Source organism: Thalassobaculum sp., from assembly GCF_040219215.1.
Lineage (GTDB): Bacteria > Pseudomonadota > Alphaproteobacteria > Thalassobaculales > Thalassobaculaceae > Thalassobaculum_A.
On record NZ_JAVJSX010000011.1, the window covers coordinates 21,502 to 45,650 of the forward strand.

Sequence of the window (24,149 nt, forward strand, 5' to 3'; positions counted from 1 at the left end):
CTGAAGCCTTGCCAATCACGATTGACCCGAGCGCGGCCATGTCATGGACCCGTTGCATCCCGATCAGCACCACGGATTGCTGAAAACGCCCCAACCTGAGAAATTCCACACGATCACGAGTTCACCTTGTCCGGTGACAGACTTGCCGACATTGTTCACGGACTCGCCAGCACAGCTTAGGGGACAGGTAAGTGGCAGTTTGGTACGCGGTATAGCGAAACCCGAAGCCAAGCTTGGACTGCTCGCGCTTCAAGATCGCTGATCTAGATCAACCGAACTAAACTTGAAACGTTCTTAACCGCCGACCATCCGATTTGGCCTGCTGCCGGTTCCGTGGATACGCGGTCAAGCTAACATGACGCGTCTCTCGAACAGCGCGTGCTTGACGGCTTGCGCCGCAACCTGATGCAGCCCGACGCGGTCAGGGCGTTCGTCACCGAGTTCAACGCCGAGCTCAACCGGCTGTGGACCGCCAAGGGTGCCGGGCGCGCCGCACGGGAACAGGAACTAGCTCGGGTCCAGAAGGACCTCGATCGCGCGGTCGATGCGGTGCTGGCAGGCCTGCGCTCGTCGGAGATCCAGGACCACCTGACCACGCTGGAGGCCCGCAAGGCGGAGCTCAAGACTGATCTGTCCGCACCGCACACGAGCGCGCTTCGGGTCGGCCTACGCCCGGAGGCTCCGCGCGATGCGACCACGGCCCTGCGACACCTGGCACCTGAACGAGATGTTCGTCTCGATCAGCGGCCGGACTATGTATCTCTGGCGCGCGGTCGACGCCGAGGGCGAAGGGCTGGACATCCTTGTGCAGCAGCGGCGCGACAAGCGGGCTGCCGCGAAGCTGATGCGCAGCTTTCTGCGGAAGCAGGGCTTCGCTCCATCGACGATCGTGACTGACAAACTCCGGTTATACGGAGCCGCGCTCCGCGAGATCGGCATAGCAGACCGACATGTGACAGGCGGTCGACTGAACAATCGCGCCGAGAATTCGCACCAGCGCACTCGCCGACGCGAACGATCGTGGATTGGCTGCGGGAGACCAGAATCCACCCAACGCTTCCTCTCTGCTCACGCCACCTTGACCACGGAGATTCTGCAGCGTTCCGGCGGCAACACTACCGGGCGATCTACCTGAGCCAGACGACACGCGCCGGCGACGTGAGCACGGAACTGGCACTACACGCCACTGCAAGCATTGCGGGATAGCGCCTTTTCTTGGCATCCTTTGTCACAGATTTGGAACTTGACAGTCCCTTGGGAGGTTTCGCGTCGTGCGGATGGCCGCCCCCACCTTCAAGCACGTGGGATACATGGTCGGCTCTATCGGTCGGCGAAGGCTGCGGGACCGTGAGGGGGATATCCATCAAAACGCGGGTCGGGCCGCGTTTCAATCGGTGCGGAGGCCGCCTTGCAACCCGAACGGGCCACCCGAGAACACTTTTTGAGGGAAGGCCCATGTCCGATGCATCCTGTCCACAGTTGCAACGGAGCGATGGCCCTCTGGCCATCATCGTCGAGGATGAGAGTCTCGTCGCGCTCTATCTTGAGGACGCATTAGACACCCTCGGTTTCAGATGCTGCGGAATTGCACGTTCAGCGGATCAAGCTGTTTCGATGGTCGAAACCTATCGGCCAGCGGTAGCGCTCGTCGATATCGGGCTGGCCGGGAAACGCGACGGGGTCTCCCTGGCACGCGAGTTGACTGATCGCTTCGGCACCGCTGTGGTCTTCCTGTCCGGCTCGGATGATCAGGCCACCCGACAGCGAGCTGCCTCGGCTCGACCGCACGGATTTCTGTCAAAACCCTGCACCGAGCACGAGATCGCCAGCGCACTGGATTCTGTTCTGACCCGGTCAGCGGCGACCGAACCGTCACCGGACGGCTAACGACAGGACACGACCCTGGCGTCGAAGGGGCCAGCCGACGCACCCAACCATTCGTGAACAACCTCCGCCTACCGACCCGGAGATCCGTTATGGACGCAGTCGTCGACCACCAGCCTCTCACCGATCGGCAGTTGCTCAAGGCTTTACGATCATTTCGGAAAGGCGACTTCACGGCTCGGTTGCCAACTGACCTCACCGGAGTGGACGGCGACATTGCCGAGGCATTCAATGACGTCGTCGAGCTCAACCAGGAACTGGTGAAGGAGCTCAGTCGACTCAGCACCTCGGTCGGCAAGGAAGGAAAGATCAGTCAGCGCGCCAAGTTGTCGGATGCCAAAGGTGGATGGCAAACCTGCATCGACGCCGTCAACAGCCTGATCAGCGACATGGGGTACCCAACGGCCGAGGTCGCGCGTGTGATTGGCGCTGTCGCCAAGGGCGACCTTTCCCAAGCGATGATCCTCGATATTGACGGCCGGCCGCTTCGCGGCGAGTTCCTGCGCATCGGCAAGATCGTCAACACCATGGTGGGCCAGCTCGGGTCATTCGCCTCGGAAGTGTCGCGGGTGGCCCGCGAGGTCGGCACCGAGGGCAAGCTGGGCGGCCAGGCCGACGTGCAGGGCGTGGCCGGGACGTGGAAGGACCTGACCGACAACGTCAATCTGATGGCGACCAACCTGACCGGTCAGGTCCGCAACATCGCCGAGGTTACAACCGCGGTCGCCAACGGCGACCTGTCGAAGAAGATCACCGTCGACGTCAAGGGCGAGATCCTCGAGCTGAAAGACACCATCAACACCATGGTGGACCAGCTCAGCTCGTTCGCCTCGGAAGTGACTCGTGTGGCCCGCGAAGTCGGCACCGAGGGCAAACTGGGTGGCCAGGCCGCCGTCGGGGGCGTGGCCGGAACCTGGAAGGATCTGACCGATAACGTGAACATGATGGCGACCAACCTGACCAGTCAGGTCCGCAACATCGCTGAGGTTACAACCGCGGTCGCCAACGGCGACCTGTCGAAGAAGATCACCGTCGACGTCAAGGGCGAGATCCTCGAGCTGAAAGACACCATCAACACCATGGTGGATCAGCTCAGTTCCTTCGCTTCCGAAGTGTCGCGCGTGGCCCGCGAAGTCGGCACCGAGGGCGAGTTGGGCGGCCAGGCCGAGGTGAAGGGTGTCGCCGGCACCTGGAAGGACCTGACCGACAACGTGAACGCGATGGCGACCAACCTGACCGGTCAGGTCCGAAACATCGCTGAGGTCACGACCGCCGTCGCCAACGGCGACCTGTCGAAGAAGATCACCGTCGACGTGAAGGGCGAGATCCTTGAGCTCAAGGACACCATCAACACCATGGTGGATCAGCTCAGTTCGTTCGCCTCGGAAGTGTCGCGCGTGGCCCGCGAGGTCGGTACCGAGGGCAAGCTGGGCGGCCAGGCTGCCGTCGAGGGTGTCGCCGGCACCTGGAAGGATTTGACCGACAACGTGAACGCGATGGCGACCAACCTGACCGGTCAGGTCCGAAACATCGCCGAGGTCACAACCGCTGTCGCCAACGGCGATCTGTCGAAAAAGATCACGGTGGACGTGAAGGGCGAGATCCTCGAGCTGAAAGACACCATCAACACCATGGTGGATCAGCTCAGCTCGTTCGCCTCGGAAGTGTCGCGCGTGGCCCGCGAGGTCGGAACCGACGGCAAGCTCGGCGGCCAGGCCGCCGTTGGAGGTGTCGCCGGCACCTGGAAGGATCTGACCGACAACGTGAACGCGATGGCGACCAACCTGACCAGTCAGGTCCGAAACATTGCCGAAGTCACAACCGCGGTCGCCCGCGGCGACCTGTCGAAGAAGATCACCGTCGACGTGAAGGGTGAGATCCTTGAGCTCAAGGACACCATCAACACCATGGTGGATCAGCTCAGTTCCTTCGCTTCCGAAGTGTCGCGCGTGGCCCGCGAGGTCGGAACCGACGGCAAGCTCGGCGGCCAGGCCGCCGTTGGAGGTGTCGCCGGCACCTGGAAGGATTTGACCGACAACGTGAACGCGATGGCGACCAACCTGACCGGTCAGGTCCGCAACATCGCCGAGGTCACGACCGCGGTCGCCAACGGCGACCTGTCGAAGAAGATCACCGTCGACGTGAAGGGTGAGATCCTCGAGCTCAAGGACACCATCAACACCATGGTGGATCAGCTCAGTTCCTTCGCGTCGGAAGTGTCGCGCGTGGCCCGCGAGGTCGGCACCGAGGGTGAACTGGGCGGTCAGGCCGAAGTGAAGGGTGTTGCCGGGACCTGGAAGGACCTGACCGACAACGTGAACGCGATGGCAACCAACCTGACCAGTCAGGTCCGAAACATCGCTGAGGTAACAACCGCGGTCGCCCGCGGCGACCTGTCGAAGAAGATCACCGTCGACGTCCAAGGAGAGATCCTTGAGCTCAAGGACACCATCAACACCATGGTGGATCAGCTCAACTCGTTCGCCTCGGAAGTGACCCGTGTGGCCCGCGAGGTCGGTACCGAGGGCAAGCTGGGCGGCCAGGCCGAGGTGAAGGGTGTCGCCGGGACCTGGAAGGATCTGACCGACAACGTGAACATGATGGCGACCAACCTAACGAACCAGGTGCGCGGCATCGCGGACGTCGTCACCGCCGTCGCCAAGGGCGATCTCACCGGCAAGTTGACCGTCGACGCCAAGGGCGAGATCGCCGCGTTGGCCGGCACCATCAACGGCATGATCGTGACGCTGGCGACCTTCGGCGATCAGGTCACCAACGTGGCCCGTGAAGTGGGTATCGAGGGTAAGCTCGGGGGTCAGGCAAGGGTGCCGGGCGCCGCGGGCTTGTGGCGCGATCTCACCGACAACGTCAACCAGTTGGCGGCCAACCTTACCACCCAGGTGCGCGCGATCGCCGAGGTTGCAACAGCGGTCACGACCGGCGACCTGACACGGTCGATTACGGTCGAAGCGTCAGGCGAAGTCGCCGCTCTTAAGGACAACATCAACGAGATGATCCGGAACCTTGAGGACACGACCCTCAAGAACACCGAACAGGACTGGCTGAAGACAAATCTGGCCCGGTTCACCCGCCGCCTGCAAGGCGAGCGGGATCTGGTGATGGTCTCGAACCTGGTGCTCTCCGAACTCGCGCCGCTGGTTGGTGCACAGCAGGGCGTCTTCTATATGGCGCGTCTTGAGGAAGAGAAGGACGAGCAGGAGGAAACGGTCCTCGAGCTCCTGGCGAGCTACGCCTACAAGGAGCGGAAATCGCTCTCCAACCGCTACCACCTGCGCGAAGGGTTGGTAGGACAGTGCGCGTTCGAGAAGCAACGCATCCTGCTGACCGACGTGCCGACAAACTACGTTCAGATCAACTCTGGCCTCGGAGAAGCCACTCCACTGAATGTCGTCGTGCTCCCGGTGCTGTTCGAAGGGGACGTCCAGGCGGTGCTGGAACTCGCATCGTTCAATCGCTTCAACGAAACGCACCTGTCGTTCCTCGACCAGTTGATGGAAAGCATCGGCATCGTCCTCAACACGATCGCCACCAACATGCGTACCGAGGACCTGCTCAAGCAGTCGCAGCGGCTGACCACCGAGTTGCAGAGCCAGCAGGAGGAACTGCGAAACACCAACGACCGGTTGGAACAGCAGGCAACGACCCTGCGCCAGTCGGAGGAGTTGCTGAAGACCCAACGCGAGGAACTGCGCGCCAAGAACGACGAGTTGCAGGAGAAGGCTCAACTGCTCGCGGTCGAAAAGCGGCAAGTCGAAGCGACCAACATGGAGGTCGAACGGGCCAAGCAGGCGGTGGAGGAGAAAGCCGAGCAGTTGGCGCTGACATCCCGGTACAAGTCCGAGTTCCTCGCCAACATGTCCCACGAATTGCGCACGCCGCTGAACAGCATGCTGGTGTTGTCCAAGCTTCTTGCCGACAACTCCGACGGCAACCTGTCCGACAAACAGGTCGAGTTCGCCCACACTGTCTATTCGTCAGGCAACGATCTGCTGTCGCTCATCAATGAAATTCTCGATCTGTCGAAAATCGAATCCGGTGCCATGGGTGTGGAGATCCGCGAGATGCGGTTCGACCTGCTGGAAGAACACCTGAGGCGGACGTTCACGCCCGTTGCGACAGAGAAGAAGCTCAGTTTCGTCATCGATTTCCACAAATCCCTGCCACCACAGATCTACACTGACGCAATGCGCCTTCAGCAGGTGTTGTTCAACCTGCTATCGAACGCTTTCAAATTTACCGAAACCGGCGGAGTTGCGATCAAGGTTCGTATCGTGACCACAGGCTGGAGCCGTGATCATCCTGTGCTTACGGTTGCCAACCACGTAATCGGGTTCACGATCACCGATACCGGCATCGGCGTCTCCGAGGACCACCAGAAGATCATCTTCGAGGCATTTCAACAGGGGGATGGCTCTACCAGCCGCAAGTACGGCGGTACCGGTCTCGGCCTGTCAATCTGCCGGGAAATCGCGAAGCTGCTCGGCGCCGAGATCAAGGTCGACAGCACCCCTGGGCGAGGCAGCAGTTTCACCCTGTATCTTCCGATGGATACAGAAGTGGTGGAGCCACAAGACAAGCCTGCCATTGCTGCCGGGCAGACCGTGTCCGACAACATCGTAGCGTCCGCACTCCCGGGAACAGCGAGGCCACGCTCTGCAACCGACGACCGTCGGCAGCTGGACGGCTCCGTACCCGCCATGCTGATCGTCGAAGAGGATGTTGAGTATGCGAACCTGCTGCTCGATATCGTTCGAAGCGCTGGGATGAAGGGTGTTGTTGCCAGCCGCGGCCGTGACGCGTTGGCGATGGCTCGCGAGTTGCGGATCGATGCGGTCTCGTTCGACCTCGACCTGCCGGACATGGATGGGTGGGCGTTGCTCGACCGACTCAAGCACGAGGACGCGACGCGCCACATCCCAGTCCACATCATTTCCGCACCCGAACACCGTCGGCGGGGCCTCGACATGACCGCGTTCGGATTTACCAGCAAGCCGGCCGAACGCGAGATACTCGCCGCATCGTTCCGACGGCTGCGCGACTTTGTTGCCCGGCCCGATCGGCGGCTCCTGGTGGTGGGCAGCAGTGGAGATCTCGGCCTTGGAGACCTGCTTGGCGGACCGCCAGGAGTTACAGTCCAGACCGCAAAGCGAGGATCTGCCTTGCAGGCGCTGGAGGCGGCAGCGTTTGACTGCGTGGTGCTCGACCTGACGACCGCGCCTGCGCAGGCCATCAAACTCCTTGGAGAACTGAAGAACGCCGACCTGCCAGAGAACCTGCCGGTCCTCGTCTACGTCCCCGACAAGTTGTCCGAAAAGAGTGCTGCAACACTTCGTCAGCCGATGCCTTGGGTCACCCGCCGGGTCGTCACCGATCACGATGCCCTGGTGGACGAAGCCGCTGTATGGTTGCACCTGCCGACATCAGTGCTCCCGGCCGAAGGCCAAAATGCGGTGGAGCGTGCTTCCCGTGCCGACGCGGCGCTTGCCGGCGCACGCGTCGTGATCATCGACGATGACATCCGCAACATCTTCTCTCTGACCAGCGTCCTTGAACGGCACCAGGTCTCCGTCCTGCATGCCGAAGATGGCCGCAGCGGCATTGAACTGGTGCGCAAAACCGAGGACCTCGACATTGTGCTGGTCGACATCATGATGCCGGAGATCGATGGCTATGAGACCATCCGGCGGATCCGCGCTCTCGGAGGCGCCGTCGGACGCCTTCCGCTGATTGCCGTAACCGCCAAGGCCATGACCGACGACCGTAAGAAATGCCTGGATGCCGGCGCGTCGGACTACCTCTCAAAGCCTGTGGACCCCGAACAGCTCATCTCAACGATACGCACCTGGCTCTATCGCACACAAGACAGCGTGGAAAAAGTCGCCGACACTCCTGTCGCGCCAGACCAGCGGGGCCGACAATGAGCACCGCGACAGAAGCAATAGGCCGAGGCTCCGACCGGTCAGTTCCGCCAGCAGTATTGCTGGTTGACGACGAGCCCGCGAACCTGATGGCGATCTCCGAGGTGCTGTCCGGACTTGGCGCGGAGATCGTCTTCGCGCGATCGGGAAGAGAAGCCCTGAGGCAAATCCTGCTGCTCGATTTCTGCACGATTCTCATGGACGTCCGGATGCCCGACATGGACGGGTATGAGACCGCCGCAATCATTCGGCAGCGCGAAAAATCCAGACATATCCCCCTTATTTTCCTGACCGCGTACGACAAGGACGAGGCGCAGGTGTTCCGAGGATACTCGGAGGGCGCAGTAGACTATGTGTTCAAACCGGTTGAGCCGGTGATCCTGCGCGCCAAGGTTTCGGTATTCATTGATCTCTATCGGCAAGCCGAGGAGATCAGGCGCAAGGCTGAGTTGGAAAAACGGTTGTACGAGGAGAACCTGCGGATCCGCGGTGAACACATGGCGGCGGAGCGACGGCTGCGGGTGACCGAGAAGCGCGAAGCTATGGTCATACGCTCCCTGCCGATCGCCGTCTACGAAGCCGAGGTCGACAACGGTCAGGCGACCCGCACCTTCCTGCACGACGAAAGCACAGCGCGACTGCTGGGGTACAGCGCCCTCGACTTTGCGACCGAGCCCGCGCTTTGGTCCGAACGCGTCCACAGCGACGATTGGGCCGATGCGAGCAAGATCCTGACGGAGTTGCAAGCGGGCGACAGCTATTCAGTCGAGTATCGCTGGCGTCGGGCCGATGATGAGTATCGATACTTCCTCGATCAGGGCGTGGTGGTTTCGTCCGGCGATTCGGACAACCCGCGGGTCTTTGGTACGATGTTCGACGTGCATGATCGACGGATGCTCGAGCAGCAGTTGATGCATTCGCAGAAGATCGAGACCATCGGTAAGCTCACCGGAGGCATCGCCCATGATTTCAACAACATGCTCACTGTTGTCATCGGCAATCTGGATGGTATGCAGCGGACCAAGGGGTTGGATCCGAAGACGGCACGGCGAGTCGATCAGGCCCTTCAAGGCGCGCTGCATTGCCGCGATCTGACGCAGCGCCTCCTTGGTTTTGCTCGACGGGAGAGTTTCACGCCTCGGACGATCGATCTGAATGCTTTGATCGGCAGCCTCTCCGACCTGGTTGCCCGTACGCTCGGTGACCGAGTCGAAATCCGCAAAAAGCTCGCAGCCAACCTGTGGTCCGTCCACAGCGACCCCGGTCAGATTGAATCGTCGTTGCTGAACCTCCTGGTCAACTCGCGCGACGCCATGCACGACGGAGGACGTGTCACAATCCGGACCGCCAATGCACGGATCGACGAAGCCTCATCGAACAACCGGCCCGACTTGCCGAACGGTGACTATGTCATCCTCGAAGTATCGGACACCGGCAGCGGGATGACGCCCGAGGTCCTGGCGCGCGCGTGCGAGGCCTTCTACACGACCAAGGAAACCGGCCGCGGGACAGGACTTGGCCTCAGTACAATTCATGGGTTCGTCACACAGTCGGGCGGCGACCTCGCCATCGAGAGCGAACTAGGCAAAGGGACGACCGTCTGCATATATCTGCCGCGCGACCGAGGCGCCAAACTTCAACCAGCCGTTCAGCCGGCCAGTCTCGCACGAAAGGTCGAACTGCCCAGGGCACGGGACAGCGATCTCGTGCTGGTTGTCGAGGATGAGCGTTCCGTCCGGCAAAATGCCGTCGCGATGCTGCGCGAACTCGGATATCGGATCATTGAGGCGGACAGCGCCGACGCGGCTCTGGCTGCGTTGGAGCAAGAACGCGGCGTTCGGCTTTTGTTTACCGACATCGTTATGCCGGGTTCATCAAACGGATACCAGCTTGCGCGCGAGGCCAAGCAGCGCCGACCGGATCTGCGCATTCTCTTCACGTCCGGATACGACGGCGATATCGTCGAAAAAGTCAGCGACGATGTTGCTGAGCTGTTCCTTCGCAAGCCATATCGGGACTACGAACTCGCTCAGGCTGTTCACGACGCCATCGGTTGACGTCACGGCGCGCGGTTGAACCGGCTCATTTCAACCGGCCAGCATGGCGTAGGCAGGAAGGCATGGTGTCCTGCGACCGGTTCCGTGGACACCGAGATAGGGTGCTTCAATACGACAGCGGTGGCAGATGCAAACTCGGGATGATTCTCTCAGGATCTGGCGACCAGACCCAGGGCTACTGCGGCGGCGAACGATCAATGAGCGAAGGCGGGACGGGGTGATGCCACAGGAACTCATGGCTGACGGCGATTGCGGCCAGTGACCTCGCGTCGTGAACCCCGATCTCATACGCCTGCCTGCACTATCCGCCATCGATCGCCCAGCCTGCCGTCTGGCTGTACCTGCGATTTTGCCTCAACCTGCGCGACGTTGAGGATCTCGTGGCCGAGCGGGGGGCTCGATCTGAGCTACGAAACGGTGCGGTGTTGGGTTGCCAGGTTCGCTCCGACCTACGCCTGTCGGCTCCGTAGCATGCGGCCGTGACCCCGCGATACTTGGCATCTGGACAAGGTGTTCGTCTCGATCGGCAACCGAATGATCTACCTATGGCGAGCAGTGAACGCCGAGGGCGAGGTGTTGGACGTTCTGGTTCAGCACCGGCGCGACAAGCGAGTTGCACTGAAATTGATGCGCCGCCTCCTCCGGAAGCAGGGCTTCACACCGGCGGCGATCGTGACTGACAAACTCCGTTCGTATGGAGCCGAGCTCTGCGAGATCGGCATGACCGGTCGACACGTGGCCGGCGGCCGACTGGACAATCGCGCCGAGAACTCGCATCGACCTACACGCTGACGGGAACGATCGTGGGTTGGCTTCAAGAAACCGGGATCGATCCAGCGTTTCCTTTCTCCACACCCTGCCGTTTACAATACGTTCAACGTCCAACGCCATCTGATCTTCCGGCAAACAATTCGCACCCTCCGGGGCGAGGCATTTGCTCAATGGGCGTCCGCGGCCAAAGCGACGTGACCCCAGATCGGAACCTGAGCTTCGTGTGCCCAGCCCACGAAGATCTGACAGTGCTTGCTGAACGATCGACGGAGGATAGTGCAATCAGGCGAATGAGATCGGTTTCATGGGTCGAGGTTATCGCCCGCAACCGGAGTCAGCCATGAGTTCGCGTGACAGCGCCGTCGCGGCCCCTCTATCTGCTTTCACACGGTCGCCAGACCCTGTAAGCATCGCAATCTTCGCAGCTTTGGGACAAATCATGGCGCAGAATGCCACCATTTACAAAGTTGAGATTTCGGTCTCCGACATGGATCGTCACTACTATGAGACCCATAAATTAACCGTGGCAAAGCATCCATCTGAGACGGATGAGCGGCTGATGGTGCGCATTGTAGCCTTTGCGCTAAATGCCCACGAGAATCTGGAAATGACTAAGGGAATATCAACAGATGACGAGCCCGACATTTGGCAGAAAAGCTTGAACGGAGTGCTTGATGTGTGGGTAGCCCTAGGGCTTCCCAGCGAGAAGGTGATGCGTCAATCCTGTGGCAAGGCCGGCAAGGTGATTGTCTATCCTTATGGCGGCAGGACGGCCGAGATCTGGTGGGACAAGATCAGAAAAAACACCACCCGTTTTGAGAATCTTCAAGTGATAAATTTTCCCGAGAAGGACACAGGCGAACTGGCAAAACTGGCAAGCCGCGCGATGAGGCTCCAAATCAATATTCAGGACGGCGATGTGATGGTTAGTGTAGGTGATCACATCGTCTATATGACCCCGCTCAAATGGAAGACTGCTGCGTAGTTCACGCGGGCTCGCCGCAAAGCCGGACTTGGGCACTGTTACACGAACTCATGGCTGACGCCGGTCGCAGACGGTAACCTCGGCGCATGAAGCCGATCTCATACGCCCGCCTGCACTATCCGCCGTCGATCGTCCAACATGTCGTCTGGCTGTACCTGCGCTTCAGCCTCAGCCTGCGCGACGTCGAGTATCTCCTGGCCGAGCGAGGCCTCGATCTAAGCTACGAAACGGTCCGGCGCTGGGCGCCAGGTACGGTCCGGCCTACGCCCGGCGGCTCCGCACCATCCGGCCGCGGCCTTGCGATATCTGGCACCTGGATGAGGTGTTCGTCTCGATCGGCGGCTGGATGATGTATCTCTGGCGGGCGGTCGACGCCGAGGGCGAAGTGCTGGACATCCTTGTGCAGCAGCGGCGCGACAAGCGGGCCGCTCTGAAGCTGATCCGCGGTCTGCTTCGTAAGCAGCGCTTCGCTCCGACCTCGATCGTGACTGACAAGCTCCGGTCGTATGGAGCCGCGCTCCGCGAGATCGGCATGGCCGACCGACACGTGACCGGCGGCCGGCTGAATAATCGCGCCGAGAATTCGCACCAACCCGTTCGGCGACGGGAGCGATCGTGGATTGGCTTCAAGAGACCGGGCTCGACCCAGCGCTTCCTTTCCGCTCACGCCGCCGTCTACAACACATTCAACGTCCAGCGCCATCTGATCTCCCGACAAACACTTCGCACCCTCCGGGGCGAGGCATTCGCTCAATGGCAAACCGCGGTCGCGGCGGCGTGACTGTCAGGGCATCCGTTGGACCCGCCCGCGCCGACTCCGCGTTCGTGACAGTGCCCGCGAAACTGTCCGAACGATGGGGACCACCTCTCTGTGCCGGAGCCGTCCACACATGAAAACGCCGTCCGGAGAAGTTTCATCTTGTGGTAGGGGTAATGAAAAGTGCGGCCGCGCCCTGAGACGCGGCCGAAGGTACCTGGACGAACGTGAACCAGGCTGGGAGGATTGTTCTTCGAGTCCTCGTTCGCGCAAGGCGATGGCAGGTGAACTGCATCGAGCGAGTCCGACGAAAGGGAGCTGACCACTTTCAATCTAGGAAACTTTCTCAAGCATCACCAAGTCAAGGGCCAAAATCCGCCGCAGGGACTCTGCGCTGAGGCGCGTCAACCACGGCTCGAGAGGGTTTCTGAGCCAGCTTGCATGGATGTGGTCACGGTGGCCCGCGTCGACTTTCGTAACGCCCGGGAGGTTTTCCGCGAAGTAGATCGCCGTCGCTCCGGTCTGTCGCAGAAAGTCTACTAGGATCTCAGTTCCCCTCCGGTGATAGTGCGGGTCGCTGACACTTACCGGCGCGTCTCGGGTGCCGATGGGACGGAGGTCAGCGGTCCCGCCGAAGCGATGCGTCAAGTGGGGCGGATTGAGGCCGCCCCAGCGCATGGTTGCACCGGTTACCGTAATATGATTCGGCATTCCCGCAGGCTTACCTCCAACCTGTTGCCACGCAGCGCCGATGGCCTGCAGGACCCGAATCACGTCAGGATGCATGTGACGTCCGACAAGACCGGATGTCGTGAGCCCCGAACCCGGACTGTCGCTAAGTGCAGCGAGACCTGCGACTCCGCATTTGATCAGGGCACGGCTCTCGCCCGCCTCGGAGTTGGCGATGATGTGATCAGCAGCGGCCGCGGCGTCGTTGCCGCACACGTGAAATGCCTCAACGGTGAATGTCGCGACTCCAGATCGGTCGGTCGTCGCGACCGTGGGCGTCACCCTGGCTCCAAGGCGAACCATCGCTTGTGCGACCCGATCGCGGATCAGTGCTTCGCTGCGCTCAAATCGGGGGGCGAGATGGTTCACGTCCCGCCACTGTGCAGCGATCAGCGAAGCAGGCTCTGAACGGCACGTTACTCGACGCCCCGGCGCGGGTCGACCATCGCCGTAGCGCAGCGTCACCTGGAAGCTCGCCTTGTTCCCGTTCGCCGGAAAGAGCATCTCCTCACCGGCGAATGGCTCGAACTCCTCGACCATCCCGTCTCCGGTCCGGTCGAGCAGAAACTCGCAGTTCATTGTCAATTCGTTCAGGGTCGTGTCGTCCATATCGATTCTCCTCGTTCAGAGATCCCGGCGGCGCTCGGGGACGTGTCCTTCGGGTGATCTGCCGGTACACAACCGGCGTGCGTTAGAAGATCTTGGTGTGGGCTCGGGCCTGCTCGATGCAGGAGGGAGAGCCCTTACTGGACGATCGCGTTCACGCGCGTGAAGCCGGTCAGCTTTCCGGTTCTCCGGTCGAACTCGAGCATGTAGAGGCCTTCTTCGAGAGACCGGTTGCCGGCGGCAGATGGCATGAACACGCTGATCAGCGAGCCGACGGCAGTCATCGTTTCGGCGGCCTTGCTGTCCTGGGTTATGTCGACGCCGGTCAAGTTCCAGCCATTCTCGAGGCGCGGCTTCATCTCGGCGACTCCGATGCCTGGCTCCATGTTCATCACGTAGGGTCGCGAGTAGTCCGGCAGATAGATGAACTGGTGCGCGAACTCGACTTTGTTTTCCTTGTCCACCTTCTTGGTGACGAGGAGATAGATCTTCGGTTCGTAGTACCGAATACCGACGGTGGTCTCGTCGTCATGCGCGATTCGCTCGACCGACACTCGCGCACAGGCTCCTGTCGTCACAAGCAGTGTAACGGCAAGAAATGCTGATAATTTTCTCATGGTTCTCTCCTCTATTTCGCCCTGCTTACAGGTGAACTATCGGCTTCAGGACGGTGCGAGTGTCTTAAAGGGTCGGGCGTGACTCTGGCGTGACTGGTGTCAGCGGAGGTTAGATGCAGATTGATGGTCCTCTTTGGTCTTTGCCGGATCGCTGGCAAACCAAGGGGAGAATCGGGCGAAAGAACGAAAGCAACGCGCGAGGAACGGCCCGTCCGCGACGTGCGCAATGGTCGGCCTGCGCGCTCCCGAAGTTGGTGCAAACTCGAGGAATTGGTTTGTCATCTGACTGCGGTTAATGAATTGCCCAGCGAGTCGTGGTGAGCCGAGAGCAGGGAGTTCCGGCCCGCTCCGGACTGGAGCGCCCGGGCGGTCGCGCGCTTGCTTGCGGATCAGGCCGGGAACCGCTCCCGTCGAGACGATGTCTGGGCGTTAGTCCAATGTTTATCAGCGGCTGCGAAGCCGGACTGCATGGTGACTTGTCTGCCGATCGCAATTGCATCGGTACCGTAGGGTGTACCACACCCCGCGCCTCGGCAGGCTGATCCGCATGAGTACGCGGCCCGTTTGCCACGGAACCCGGGCATACCCTGTCTGGCCACCGATGGCGTCGTTCTCCGCCTCGAAGACGTCCAAGACGTGGCGGTCGGCGGCCGTTGTCGGGACGGGGAAATATGCTATACTCGCAAGTCCACTAGCCAGAAGATGACCTGAAACCGAGCTCGAATCCGCGCCGAGTAGCTCGGCTGCTTTCTCGAGTTCTATCATGTCTCCTTCGAGCGTTTCGCCCTCTCTCATCGGCCGCCATTCGAGAATGTCGATACAACATCCGTTATTCATCGCTGCCTCACGCGCTTGCATTGGTTTCTGGGCGTTGGCATCACAGTCGTTACTCGGGGACTGAGATACCTCGATCCGCACCCTTGCCGCCCGGTGTCGGTTGGGACTGAAGTACCGCCGCAGCCGCTTCTACGACTGCGGCGGCGATCGTTTAATTCGTGGACGTGAAGACCCGCCCGTTCAGAAGCCCTGACCCGCAAGCTTTGGGGCACTGGTCAGTCGAGCGAGGTGATGAGGCCCGTTGAAGACGCTCCAGGATCTTGGCAGGGCTCAGGCCAGGTTCGACTGAGAGCAAGAGCGCCGCCATTCCCGAGACATGCGGGGCTGCCATCGATGTGCCCTGATAGAGTGCGAAGCCGCCTTTGACCGCACTCAAGACACCGTCAGGCATGCCATCGCCATTCGCGTCGGCCCGGAGGTCGCCGCCCGGAGCCAAGATCTCGACCTTGTCACCAAACCCTGAGTACCAAGTTAGCGCACCGTTCGCATCGCCGGCGGCGACGGTAAGCACGTTGTCGCACCCTGCCGGTGTGTAACCGTCTACGTCGACGGCATCGTTGCCTGCCGCGGCCACAACGAGGACCCCCTTAGCATGGGCCTTGTCGATCGCGCTCTGGAGGGACCGAGTAACGACGCAGCTCAGCCGTCCTCCGAGGCTCAGGTTGATGATGTTTGCGGGGGTCTCGTTCCGAGGCAGCCCCTCAACCGGAAGGCCTGCAGCCCAAAGGATCCCGTTGGTGATGTCAGTCAGCTTTCCGCCCGTCGGTCCGAGCACACGAACCGGCTGGACGCTGACCTGCCAGTTCGCAGAAGCGGCTCCACCGGCGTTGTCGGTGCTGAGCGTGCCGACGGTCCCGGCGACGTGTGTGCCGTGGTAGCCCGTGCCGATGCCGGCATCCGTCGGATCTGCATCCAGGTCGACCATGTCGTAGCCAGGTACGAGGTTCGCAGGATCGTTGTCCGAATGACCGTAGACTTGTCCGGTGTCGACCACTGCCACGACGACCCGCCGCCCGCCGATGGTCGTCTGCCATGCCGTCGGCAGATCGATTCCGCCAGGCGCGGACTTCGGAGTGTGGGTCGCACTCTTCCAGTAGTGCCACTGCAAGGCGTAGCAAGGATCGTTCGGTTCGTTCGCCTGGGCGTGCAGGATGTAGTTCAGGTCGACGAAGTCGACATCCTCACGTTGCTCAAGCTCAGATTTGATCCGGAGCGTTTCCGCTCGAAGGGAGTCGGTCGACAGGGCTCCGAATGAGATAATCCGGAAGACCTTCATGCCTGGCGGTCGTGGACGGTCGGTGACCTCCATGAGATCGAGGCTGCTTTCGAGAACTCGGGCGCTCAGATTGCTCGGCGCGAATGACTTGGACGCTCGAGTGCTTCGGAACTGGACGATCAGTTCTCCCGGAACGAAGTCAACCTTCGGTTCAGATGTGCTGCCACCCGCCATGGCGAGGTTCGCGCTCGCTCCACCGTTCTGTTTGATCCGCGCGATCTCGACCGCGTTCACGAGCGTGCAGCTCGCAGAAGCTTCTGCTGCCATTGTCAGAGAGATGGCCATGGCTGTCGCCAGAGTGGCGTATCTCATCGTTGAATTCATTCGCTTTTCCATCATTTACCTCCGCTACTTGGGGCTCGGCGATCTCAGCCGCGTACACCCCAACGCGATAGCAAAGGATGCGTGACTCCGGCGTGACTGGTGCCGCTGCCATCGGGAGAACAGAAGTTCTCCCGCGTTCGAAGACTGGCTGCAGACGATAGGGGTTGCCGATTGTTCTGAAAGTAATACAATTAAACGCGGAGATCTGCCGAGGTTTGCAAAACTACTGCGAGCGACAATAGGCAGAGGGGGTTACAGTGACTGGCACGACTTGCGTTAGTGCCTCATCAAAGCGGGTATATGCGTCGCTCTTTGGACCGCCCTCCATTGCGGTGGAGGGTATTTCTTGTCGTGTGCCGGACAAGGCCTACCGTCTCCTTGCACTGTTGACCACGGCCCCCCGACGAATGGTGTCTGTGTCGGTGCTGTGCGACATGTTGTGGGAGGGTGCACCGGAGGAAACAGCGCGCGCGAACCTTCGGCAGCTTTGCAAGCGGATCAAGTCACGTACGACGGGCACGGATTGGATCGTGTCGGAGGACGGATACCGTCGGCTAGCAGACGCCGATGTGCAATCCGACGTCGGTGAATTCCTCGAACTGACGGAGCCTGGCGCGGAACACGCGGGCGAGAGGTTGGCCGGTTGTTGGGCCGGCGTCCTTCTTCAGGGATGCGAAGACCGGGGTGGTCGAGAAGACAGTGCATTTGCCTCCTGGCTATTGGACACGCGACGCCAACTGGTCGCCCGCGGTTTGGCCGCAGCACGTCTTCGAATTGTCGGCGATCATGTGTCGCCCGAAGTGAGGCGTTGGTTCGGCGAATTCGCACTGAGACTGGAACCCACGAACGAAGATGCCTGGAAGGCGGTCATCTCCGCACACCTCAATGACGGCGATCTAGCATCTGCACGAAGGGCATTCGAGAGCTGTCGGGAGATCCTGGCCCGCGAAGTGGAAGTGGAGCCGTCGGCCGAGACGAAGGCACTTCTGTCTGCGCCGGTGGCCGAACGGCGGCAATCGTCCGGGGAGCCGATGGTCGGCCGTGCTTTAGGAGGCGTCCGAAAGAACGCCCCGATCATTCTTGTTCGCGTTCGACAGCATCCAGATCCGTTGAAGTGGTCCGAAACACGTGCCGCCGAACTATCATTCGCAGCCGAACACCTCGCGGCTGCGCTGGCATCTGAGCGGACTGTCAGGACTTTGGTCGAACCGCTTCCGGTAGCTTTCGGAGTAGTGGCGTCAACGTTCCCGCATGTCGATTACGTTGTCGATCTCTCTTGGACTCGTATTGGACGCATTGCGGGACGAGCCTTCATGCCGCGCGCAGACCGTCCGGATGCCGCAACTGTACTATGGTCGTTCGAGATCGATCGGGGGGCGTTCGAGGAGAGAGTCGGCTGGGTCGCACAGAATGTACTGGCTGAAGTCGAGACAGGTCAGCGGGATCGTGGACATTCTGAGGATTCTCCCACCGCATATCATCACTATCTCTGCGGTCTCGAAGAAGTTCACAAAGCCGATCTCGCGAGCGTTCGACGCGGTCGGCGTGAATTTCGCGCCGCCCTTTCTATCGATTCCGACTACCTCCCGGCATTGAGCGGCCTATCGCGCAGCTACGTCATCGAGTGGCTGTTGCGGGGCGATCCGAGCAATCCACTTCTCAAAGACGGAATTGCGGCGGCTGAGCGATGCGTCGACTTGGACCCTAGAGACTTCCGCGGCATCCATCGCTTGGCACACGCCAAACTATATGGCCGTCAGTTCGACGAGGCGATGGAACTGTTCGAGCGGGCCATCCAACTCAATCCGCACAATCCCGACCTCCTCGCTGACTTCGCCGATGCCCAATGTCACACGATGGGTCTCGACGAGGCTCTTTCGACACTGAAAGTCGCATACGACAAAGGCGGCATCAGTCGGGAGAACCGACTTTGGATTCTGGCGTCCGCGTACTTCTTCGGCGGGCGCTATCAACTGGCGGTCGAGACGTTCGACAAACTTGCAACTCCCAATGTCGCTCTGAGTTGCCGCGCCGCGAGCTGGGCGATGCTGGGCGAGAAGAGGATTGCCCGAAGCTATTCGGAGAAGGTGATGGAGTGGAATCCGTTCTTCTCGGTGGCTTGGTCCGTCGAGATGGCGCCAAACCGACACGCCGAACAACGAGAGCGCCACGAGGCCGGATTGCGCCTCGCCGGCCTTCGGTGAACGACAACACACAGCCCGTTTCGGACTAGGAGGAGATAGGACATGCCGGATCTGAAGTTTGCCCTGATCGGAGCCGTCGATGGGAGTGGTCCATGCTGGTTCGTAACCATGCAGCCGGGCGAGCCGCCTGAAGTTATCGAAGTACCAGAAAGCACCGTGGCATCCTTGTTGGCGCTACATCTCCGCCGAGATGGCGAACCACTTACGGAGCAGGATTTCAACCAAGACAGCCGCCCCTTCGCCGAGAAAATCCTGAATCAACTTCAAGAGGGCAGCGACCTCTCTCATCAGGCTCCCCTTGCGATCGTTGGTGATCGGCTCGCGGATCTCGCCACGATGCGTGGCGGCTTCGTCGGGTTCGAGACCGGACCGGTGGGTGACAAACTCCAGGAACTCAACGTCTTCGATAACGGTTGATCAAAGACGATCGTGAATGGCCGGTATGAGCCGACGTGAATGGCCGGTATGAGCCGAACGATACTACTCGGTGCGGGCGCCGACCGCATTGAGCCGCCCTCTACGACGATCGCCCGGGTGCTTCCAGAGATCCACCGTTTTGGCGTGACGAGGCTTGCCGATCTGACAGGGCTGGACGTGCTCGGTATCCCCGTATGGTCGACGAGCCGCCCCAATGGTCGGTCGCTCTCGGTAACGGCCGGCAAGGGAGAAAGTCACGAAGCGGCAAGGGCTTCTGCCGTCATGGAAGCGGTCGAGTATGATGTTGCGGAGCGCCCGGAGATCAAGGTTGTCCGAACCAGCAGGGCGGATCTAGTGCGAAGTCTCGGAACGTCCGAGGCTGCGCTGCAGTTCGATGGCCTTCAGCGCTGCTCACTCGGGATGCTCTCCGAAGAAGCTGTCATTGACTGGGTCGAAGGCCTTGACCTCTCAAACGGGCGCCCGATCTGGGCCCCGTGGAGGTTGGTTACGCTCGATCAGCGAGTGGACGGACGGGCGGAGCCGTTCGCCGATGCTTTCCACGTCGGCAGCAATGGGCTCGCCTCGGGCAACTCCAGAGCGGAAGCCATCTTCCACGCGCTGTGCGAGTGCGTCGAGGAGGATGCCATCGCACTCTGGCGACTTGGGGGTGAAGGAGGCCTGTCGGCAGTGCGGCCTGAGGAATTCGGTGACATCACGGTCGACGACTTGGTGGGGCGGATACGCGCGGCTGCAGCGGTCCTCCGCTTGTTCGATGTCACGGCTCCGGATCTCGCTGTACCCGCCTATCTCGCAGTAATCGGAGAAGCATCCACAAGCTGCGGAGGCTCGCCGATATTCGCCGGTTTGACGCTCGGCGGATATGGATGCCATCCGGATCCGCGTCGAGCCGTGGTGAGGGCGATAACCGAAGCCGCACAAGCCCGTCTCGTCACAATCGCGGGCGCGCGCGACGACCTAACGCGAAAGAGTTTCGCCTGGCAGCAAGGCCCGGCGGCCGCGGCTTTGCGCAAGTTGCTCGAGGCCCCAGAAACGCGTTCACCCCGCAGCGTTGACGTGGGGTTTTGTACATCGGGCTCGATCGAGGAGAGGACCACATGGGTCGTCTCTCGGCTGGCTGATGTCGGACTCGGGCCGGTCGTTGTGGTTCCTCTTGAAACCGCCGCGTCTAGATCCCTGGGGGTATTCGTGGTGCGGGTCATCGTGCGGGGCATTGAAGCCGATCCGACTGCGGGCGCACGGCAGATCGGAGCGAGGGCTTTGAAGTCGATGCTGGTCGGCGCCGGACGCGCAACGGAGGTCGAGTGAAGGTTGCATACGTGGGGCCGAGTCTGGCGGATGCCGCCGGGCAGGAAGGCGTTCGGCGTGCCCGGATAGAGGGTCTGGCCGTCCGTCCGCCGGCCACCGGGGGCGACATACTGCGCGCCGTGGAGGAAGGTGCGGTCGCAGTCGCGCTCATCGACGGTCAGTTCGGCTCGACCGAGTCGGTACACCATAAGGAACTGTTGTATGCGTTGTCGCTGGGGATAAGGATCGTCGGCGCTGCCAGCATGGGCGCACTTCGAGCAGTGGAGTGCGCAAGCTTTGGCATGGTGGGGCTCGGAACCATCTACGCGCGGTATGCCTCGGGCGAACTCGACGCTGATGATGCGGTAGCCCTCGCCTACGGTCCTGCGGAACTCGGATACCGCGGTCTCTCGGAGCCGCTCGTGACGATCGAAAGCAATCTCCTGGCGATGGTCGTCTTCGGGATACTAGAGCAGGAGCAGGCAGCGCGTATGATCGCGAAGGTTCGGCAGGTCCACTATCGAGAGCGCAGTCTCACGAGAGTTCTCGACACTCTAGAGGGGCCTGTACGGCAACGTGCGCTGGATTGGCTGACGGTACATCGACGCGATCCAAAACGAGACGATGCCCTTCTAGCACTTCAGTGGCTGCTCGATGCACCTGATCGCCCTGGTGACCGGTCTGACTGGCGCATGGCGGAGACTGCATCCTGGATCAGGATTAAGCAGAAAGCGTTAACCGTCAGCCTTTAGCGCCGCTCTTGCCAGGTGCGATTCTGGACGGGAGTCTATCGCGGTGCACGACCTTTGCGATGCAGTGGAGCGCCCCGCCAAGCTCCGCGAACGGGTGGAAGTCACCGACGTCGCGGACCTCGAACCCGAGCTTCCTCCAGATTTCGCGGTTCTTCTCGTCTGTTGCCGCGAGCTCGGGCCACGCGCCGTGGCCGTAGCTGGGGAGCCAGACGATGTTGGCACTCCCGCCGCTCTGAACGAGGACGTTGTTGGCGGTGGCCATGTACCAGCGTTGGTACGGGGTTCGGCCTTCGCCGCGGCGTGGACCGCTTTCGATAAAGATGATTGGCAGCGGATTACGGATCACAATGAAGCCATCGGATTCGAGATCCGTCGCAATCTCGTCCAGAGCTGCGCACCAGACCTCGAAATCCCTCGGCCGTTCCAGGCCAAGGATTTCATCTGCCAAGCGAGGGCAGCCGATCAGTATGATCTCTCTTCCCTCTTTGTCCTGACCCGCTGTGCAAATAATCAAGTCAATGTGAAAGATGGGCTGAACGCTGTCGGTCGCCCTTCGGCCAAGGTGCTCGATGTCGAGTTCCTCGCCGTCGCGCCAGACAGTCTCTGTCTGGTTCACGCGCGGCAGTGTCGTTGACGAAACGAAGCGGATGGGGCGGTCGGAGCCCAAACTGGCCGAGAGATGTTTGGTGACAGCCGCCGCTCTAGATGACCTCTGGTCGTCGACTGAGCCAAAGTCGAAGACCGCGAGGTTGTTGGCCACGTCGTCAGCGCCAATCAGCGTCGTCAGCGACGAGACCAGTGTATTGCCGCCCTGAAAGATAGCACCCGTCTCACGGCACTCGAGATCTGCATCATCGGCGGCGAGCATATCGGCGTACTCAAGATAGATGTTGAGCAGAGTTGGAACGTGTCGAGTGGGCTCCAGCAGCCAATGTCTGTCATCCTCGAGGTCGGTGACCACGAGGAACGGATCCTGCGTCCAGGGTTGAGGGTTTGTGCGGGAGTCACACTCGACATACCGAGTGCGATCGTAAATCCCAGCGTCACGGGCCAAGCTTTCGGCAGCCTGAACTCGACCCTTGCCGACAATTAGCCGGATTACGGCTCGATCCGGAAGCGTCTTCAGAATCTCCACATATCGGGTTCTATGGAACGGCTTGTCGAAGACATTCTTCGAAAGTGCGATTGCAATGTCTCGGATATCTCCGTCAACACTGCTCAAGAGGTGCGGTCGGATCGGCGGAGGATGCGTTCCAGGAGCAACACCCCTCTCCGGAAGCAACTTGAGAGCTTGCCCCAATGCTTCCGAATAGCCTCTCCGCATAGACACCTCGAGTGGTGGATAGTGTCTCACACGATTGGATTGAGATACTGCGCTCCCCATCGGCAAATGATGGTGCATGGAAGTGGCTGAGTAAAGTGTTCCCCGTCAGCATGAGCTACTCCCCGGAAGTTGGAGAGATTTTGGGGTAGTTTGAGCTACAGCCGTGGTTCGCTGATCGGGTTGCTCCAGGGTTCGATGTTGCCAGTAGACGGCGTCGGGTGTTCGCTCGGCACGGGCAGTATGGGGACGACGCCGATTGTAGAAGTCGATCCAGGCGCCGATGCCGCGGCGGGCCTCACTGCCGCCGCTCCAGGCGTGCAGGTAGACACACTCGTATTTGAGGGAGCGCCAGAGGCGCTCGACGAAGATGTTGTCGAGGAACCGGCCCTTGCCGTCCATGGAGATCCGCACACCGGCCTGACGCAGGGTGTTGTGGTCCAGGCCCAGGCGGTGAACTGACAGCCCTGGTCGGTGTTCATGAACTCCGGAGGTCCGTGCCGAGCGATCGCCTCGGTTAGGGCCTCGACGCAGGGCTCGGCGTCGAGTGTGTTCGACAGCCGCCAGGCCAGAACCCTGCGTGTCGCCCAGTCCATGATGGCGACCAGGTAGAGGAAGCCGCGCTGCATCGGCACATAAGTCACGTCGGCGCACCAGACGTGGTTGGCCCGCTCGATCCGCAGGCCGCGCAGCAGATACGGCCACGTCTTGTGTTGCCTGGCCCGCTCGCTGGTCCTGGGGCGCTGGTAGATCGGCATCAGGCCCATCAGCCGCATCAGCCGACGGACCCGCTTCCCGTTGACCGGATGGCCTTCGGCCCGCAGGTGCCAGGTCATCTGGCGCACGCCATAGAACGGCGTCTCGAGGAACTGTTCGTCTATCCGGCGCATCAGCGCCAGGTTCAGGGGCGTCTCGCCCCGAGGCGTGTAGTAGAAGGTCGAGCGCGGGATCGACAGCAGACGGCACTGCTCACTCACGCTGAGGAGGGAATGGGATCGGTCCACCATCGCTCGCCTCACTTCCCGGTCCAGGGTTTGAGCTTTCGCGATAAAAAATCGTTGGCGACAGCCAACTCACCGATCTTCGCGTGCAGCTCCTTGACCGTCTCCTCTGAGACCTCCGGGGTCTTCGACCCGCCGCCACGCTCGAAGATGTCCGAGGCCCCGTCCAGCAAGGCTCGCTTCCATTGATGGATCATCGCCGGATGCACGCCGAACCGGCTCGCCAACTCCGCGATCGTCTGCTCGCCCTTCAGCGCCTCAAGGGCGACGCGGGCCTTGAAATCCGGCTTGTACTGCTTGCGTTTCGACATCTCTGATCTCCTCTCTCGAAGATCAGCACACCTCACACTGTAGCTTCCGTCACCGT

Annotated in this window: 12 protein-coding genes and 4 pseudogenes; 11 read left to right on the forward strand and 5 right to left on the reverse strand. The window is 61.1% G+C overall.

Annotated features, from left to right (window positions below; translation table 11 throughout):
• Window positions 1-649 precede the first annotated feature (649 nt).
• The 7 genes and pseudogenes from RIC54_RS10090 to RIC54_RS10120 all read left to right on the forward strand — a co-directional run.
• Window positions 650-1,081: pseudogene (locus tag RIC54_RS10090) on the forward strand (IS6 family transposase); the annotation flags it as partial.
• A gap of 374 nt (window positions 1,082-1,455) precedes the next feature.
• Entirely contained in the window at window positions 1,456-1,887 is a 432-nt protein-coding gene (locus RIC54_RS10095; RefSeq protein ID WP_350095771.1) for a response regulator, read from the forward strand.
• An 89-nt stretch (window positions 1,888-1,976) separates the two neighbouring features.
• Entirely contained in the window at window positions 1,977-7,826 is a 5,850-nt protein-coding gene (locus RIC54_RS10100; protein WP_350095773.1) for a HAMP domain-containing protein, read from the forward strand.
• Window positions 7,823-9,880, forward strand: a complete 2,058-nt coding sequence (locus tag RIC54_RS10105; RefSeq protein ID WP_350095775.1) for a PAS domain-containing hybrid sensor histidine kinase/response regulator — start codon at window positions 7,823-7,825, stop codon at window positions 9,878-9,880. Before RIC54_RS10100 ends, RIC54_RS10105 begins: the two co-directional genes overlap by 4 nt.
• Before the next feature lie 281 nt (window positions 9,881-10,161).
• Window positions 10,162-10,849: pseudogene (locus tag RIC54_RS10110) on the forward strand (IS6 family transposase).
• Window positions 10,850-10,991: 142 nt separating this feature from the next.
• The gene (locus tag RIC54_RS10115) at window positions 10,992-11,636 is read left to right on the forward strand and encodes a YaeQ family protein (RefSeq protein ID WP_350095777.1); all 645 of its coding nucleotides are present in this window, start codon (window positions 10,992-10,994) and stop codon (window positions 11,634-11,636) included.
• Window positions 11,637-11,722: 86 nt separating this feature from the next.
• Window positions 11,723-12,417, forward strand: a pseudogene (locus RIC54_RS10120) (IS6 family transposase).
• A gap of 309 nt (window positions 12,418-12,726) precedes the next feature.
• Here RIC54_RS10120 and RIC54_RS10125 read toward each other — a convergent pair.
• The 3 genes from RIC54_RS10125 to RIC54_RS10135 all read right to left on the reverse strand — a co-directional run bounded on the left by RIC54_RS10125 (window position 12,727) and on the right by RIC54_RS10135 (window position 16,743).
• On the reverse strand, window positions 12,727-13,731 hold the full coding sequence (locus tag RIC54_RS10125; protein ID WP_350095779.1) for a hypothetical protein: 1,005 nt from the start codon (window positions 13,729-13,731) through the stop codon (window positions 12,727-12,729).
• A 134-nt stretch (window positions 13,732-13,865) separates the two neighbouring features.
• Window positions 13,866-14,282, reverse strand: coding sequence for a hypothetical protein (locus RIC54_RS10130; RefSeq protein WP_350095781.1), 417 nt, complete (start codon window positions 14,280-14,282; stop codon window positions 13,866-13,868).
• A gap of 1,051 nt (window positions 14,283-15,333) precedes the next feature.
• Window positions 15,334-16,743 (reverse strand): S8 family serine peptidase, encoded by a 1,410-nt coding sequence (locus tag RIC54_RS10135; protein ID WP_350095783.1) that lies wholly within the window; start codon window positions 16,741-16,743, stop codon window positions 15,334-15,336.
• A gap of 392 nt (window positions 16,744-17,135) precedes the next feature.
• Between RIC54_RS10135 and RIC54_RS10140 the strand changes: the two genes are divergently transcribed.
• Genes RIC54_RS10140 through RIC54_RS10155 form a run of 4 tightly spaced genes read left to right on the forward strand, consistent with a single transcriptional unit; the run spans window position 17,136 to window position 21,460 of the window.
• On the forward strand, window positions 17,136-18,986 hold the full coding sequence (locus RIC54_RS10140; protein ID WP_350095785.1) for an AfsR/SARP family transcriptional regulator: 1,851 nt from the start codon (window positions 17,136-17,138) through the stop codon (window positions 18,984-18,986).
• 42 nt (window positions 18,987-19,028) lie between these two features.
• Window positions 19,029-19,403 carry a hypothetical protein gene (locus RIC54_RS10145; protein ID WP_350095787.1) on the forward strand — a complete coding sequence of 125 codons (375 nt, stop codon included), beginning with the start codon at window positions 19,029-19,031 and terminating at the stop codon, window positions 19,401-19,403.
• Between the two features lie 39 nt (window positions 19,404-19,442).
• Window positions 19,443-20,729 (forward strand): YcaO-like family protein, encoded by a 1,287-nt coding sequence (locus RIC54_RS10150; protein ID WP_350095789.1) that lies wholly within the window; start codon window positions 19,443-19,445, stop codon window positions 20,727-20,729.
• On the forward strand, window positions 20,726-21,460 hold the full coding sequence (locus RIC54_RS10155) for a TfuA-like protein (protein WP_350095791.1): 735 nt from the start codon (window positions 20,726-20,728) through the stop codon (window positions 21,458-21,460). Before RIC54_RS10150 ends, RIC54_RS10155 begins: the two co-directional genes overlap by 4 nt.
• On the opposite strand, the gene RIC54_RS10160 is transcribed toward RIC54_RS10155, so the two are convergent.
• Window positions 21,450-22,421, reverse strand: a complete 972-nt coding sequence (locus tag RIC54_RS10160) for a hypothetical protein (protein WP_350095793.1) — start codon at window positions 22,419-22,421, stop codon at window positions 21,450-21,452. The genes RIC54_RS10155 and RIC54_RS10160 overlap by 11 nt on opposite strands.
• Before the next feature lie 468 nt (window positions 22,422-22,889).
• Window positions 22,890-24,093: pseudogene (locus tag RIC54_RS10165) on the reverse strand (IS3 family transposase).
• Window positions 24,094-24,149: the final 56 nt, after the last annotated feature.

What these genes read in the sequence shown, in the direction of transcription:
- RIC54_RS10145 (WP_350095787.1), top strand. Translation starts at nt 19,029, where the DNA reads ATGCCGGATCTGAAGTTTGCCCTGATCGGAGCCGTCGATGGGAGTGGT.
- RIC54_RS10095 (WP_350095771.1), top strand. Translation starts at nt 1,456, where the DNA reads ATGTCCGATGCATCCTGTCCACAGTTGCAACGGAGCGATGGCCCTCTG.
- RIC54_RS10105 (WP_350095775.1), top strand. Translation starts at nt 7,823, where the DNA reads ATGAGCACCGCGACAGAAGCAATAGGCCGAGGCTCCGACCGGTCAGTT.
- RIC54_RS10100 (WP_350095773.1), top strand. Translation starts at nt 1,977, where the DNA reads ATGGACGCAGTCGTCGACCACCAGCCTCTCACCGATCGGCAGTTGCTC.
- RIC54_RS10125 (WP_350095779.1), bottom strand. Translation starts at nt 13,731, where the DNA reads ATGGACGACACGACCCTGAACGAATTGACAATGAACTGCGAGTTTCTG.
- RIC54_RS10135 (WP_350095783.1), bottom strand. Translation starts at nt 16,743, where the DNA reads ATGGCCATCTCTCTGACAATGGCAGCAGAAGCTTCTGCGAGCTGCACG.
- RIC54_RS10150 (WP_350095789.1), top strand. Translation starts at nt 19,443, where the DNA reads ATGGCCGGTATGAGCCGAACGATACTACTCGGTGCGGGCGCCGACCGC.
- RIC54_RS10115 (WP_350095777.1), top strand. Translation starts at nt 10,992, where the DNA reads ATGAGTTCGCGTGACAGCGCCGTCGCGGCCCCTCTATCTGCTTTCACA.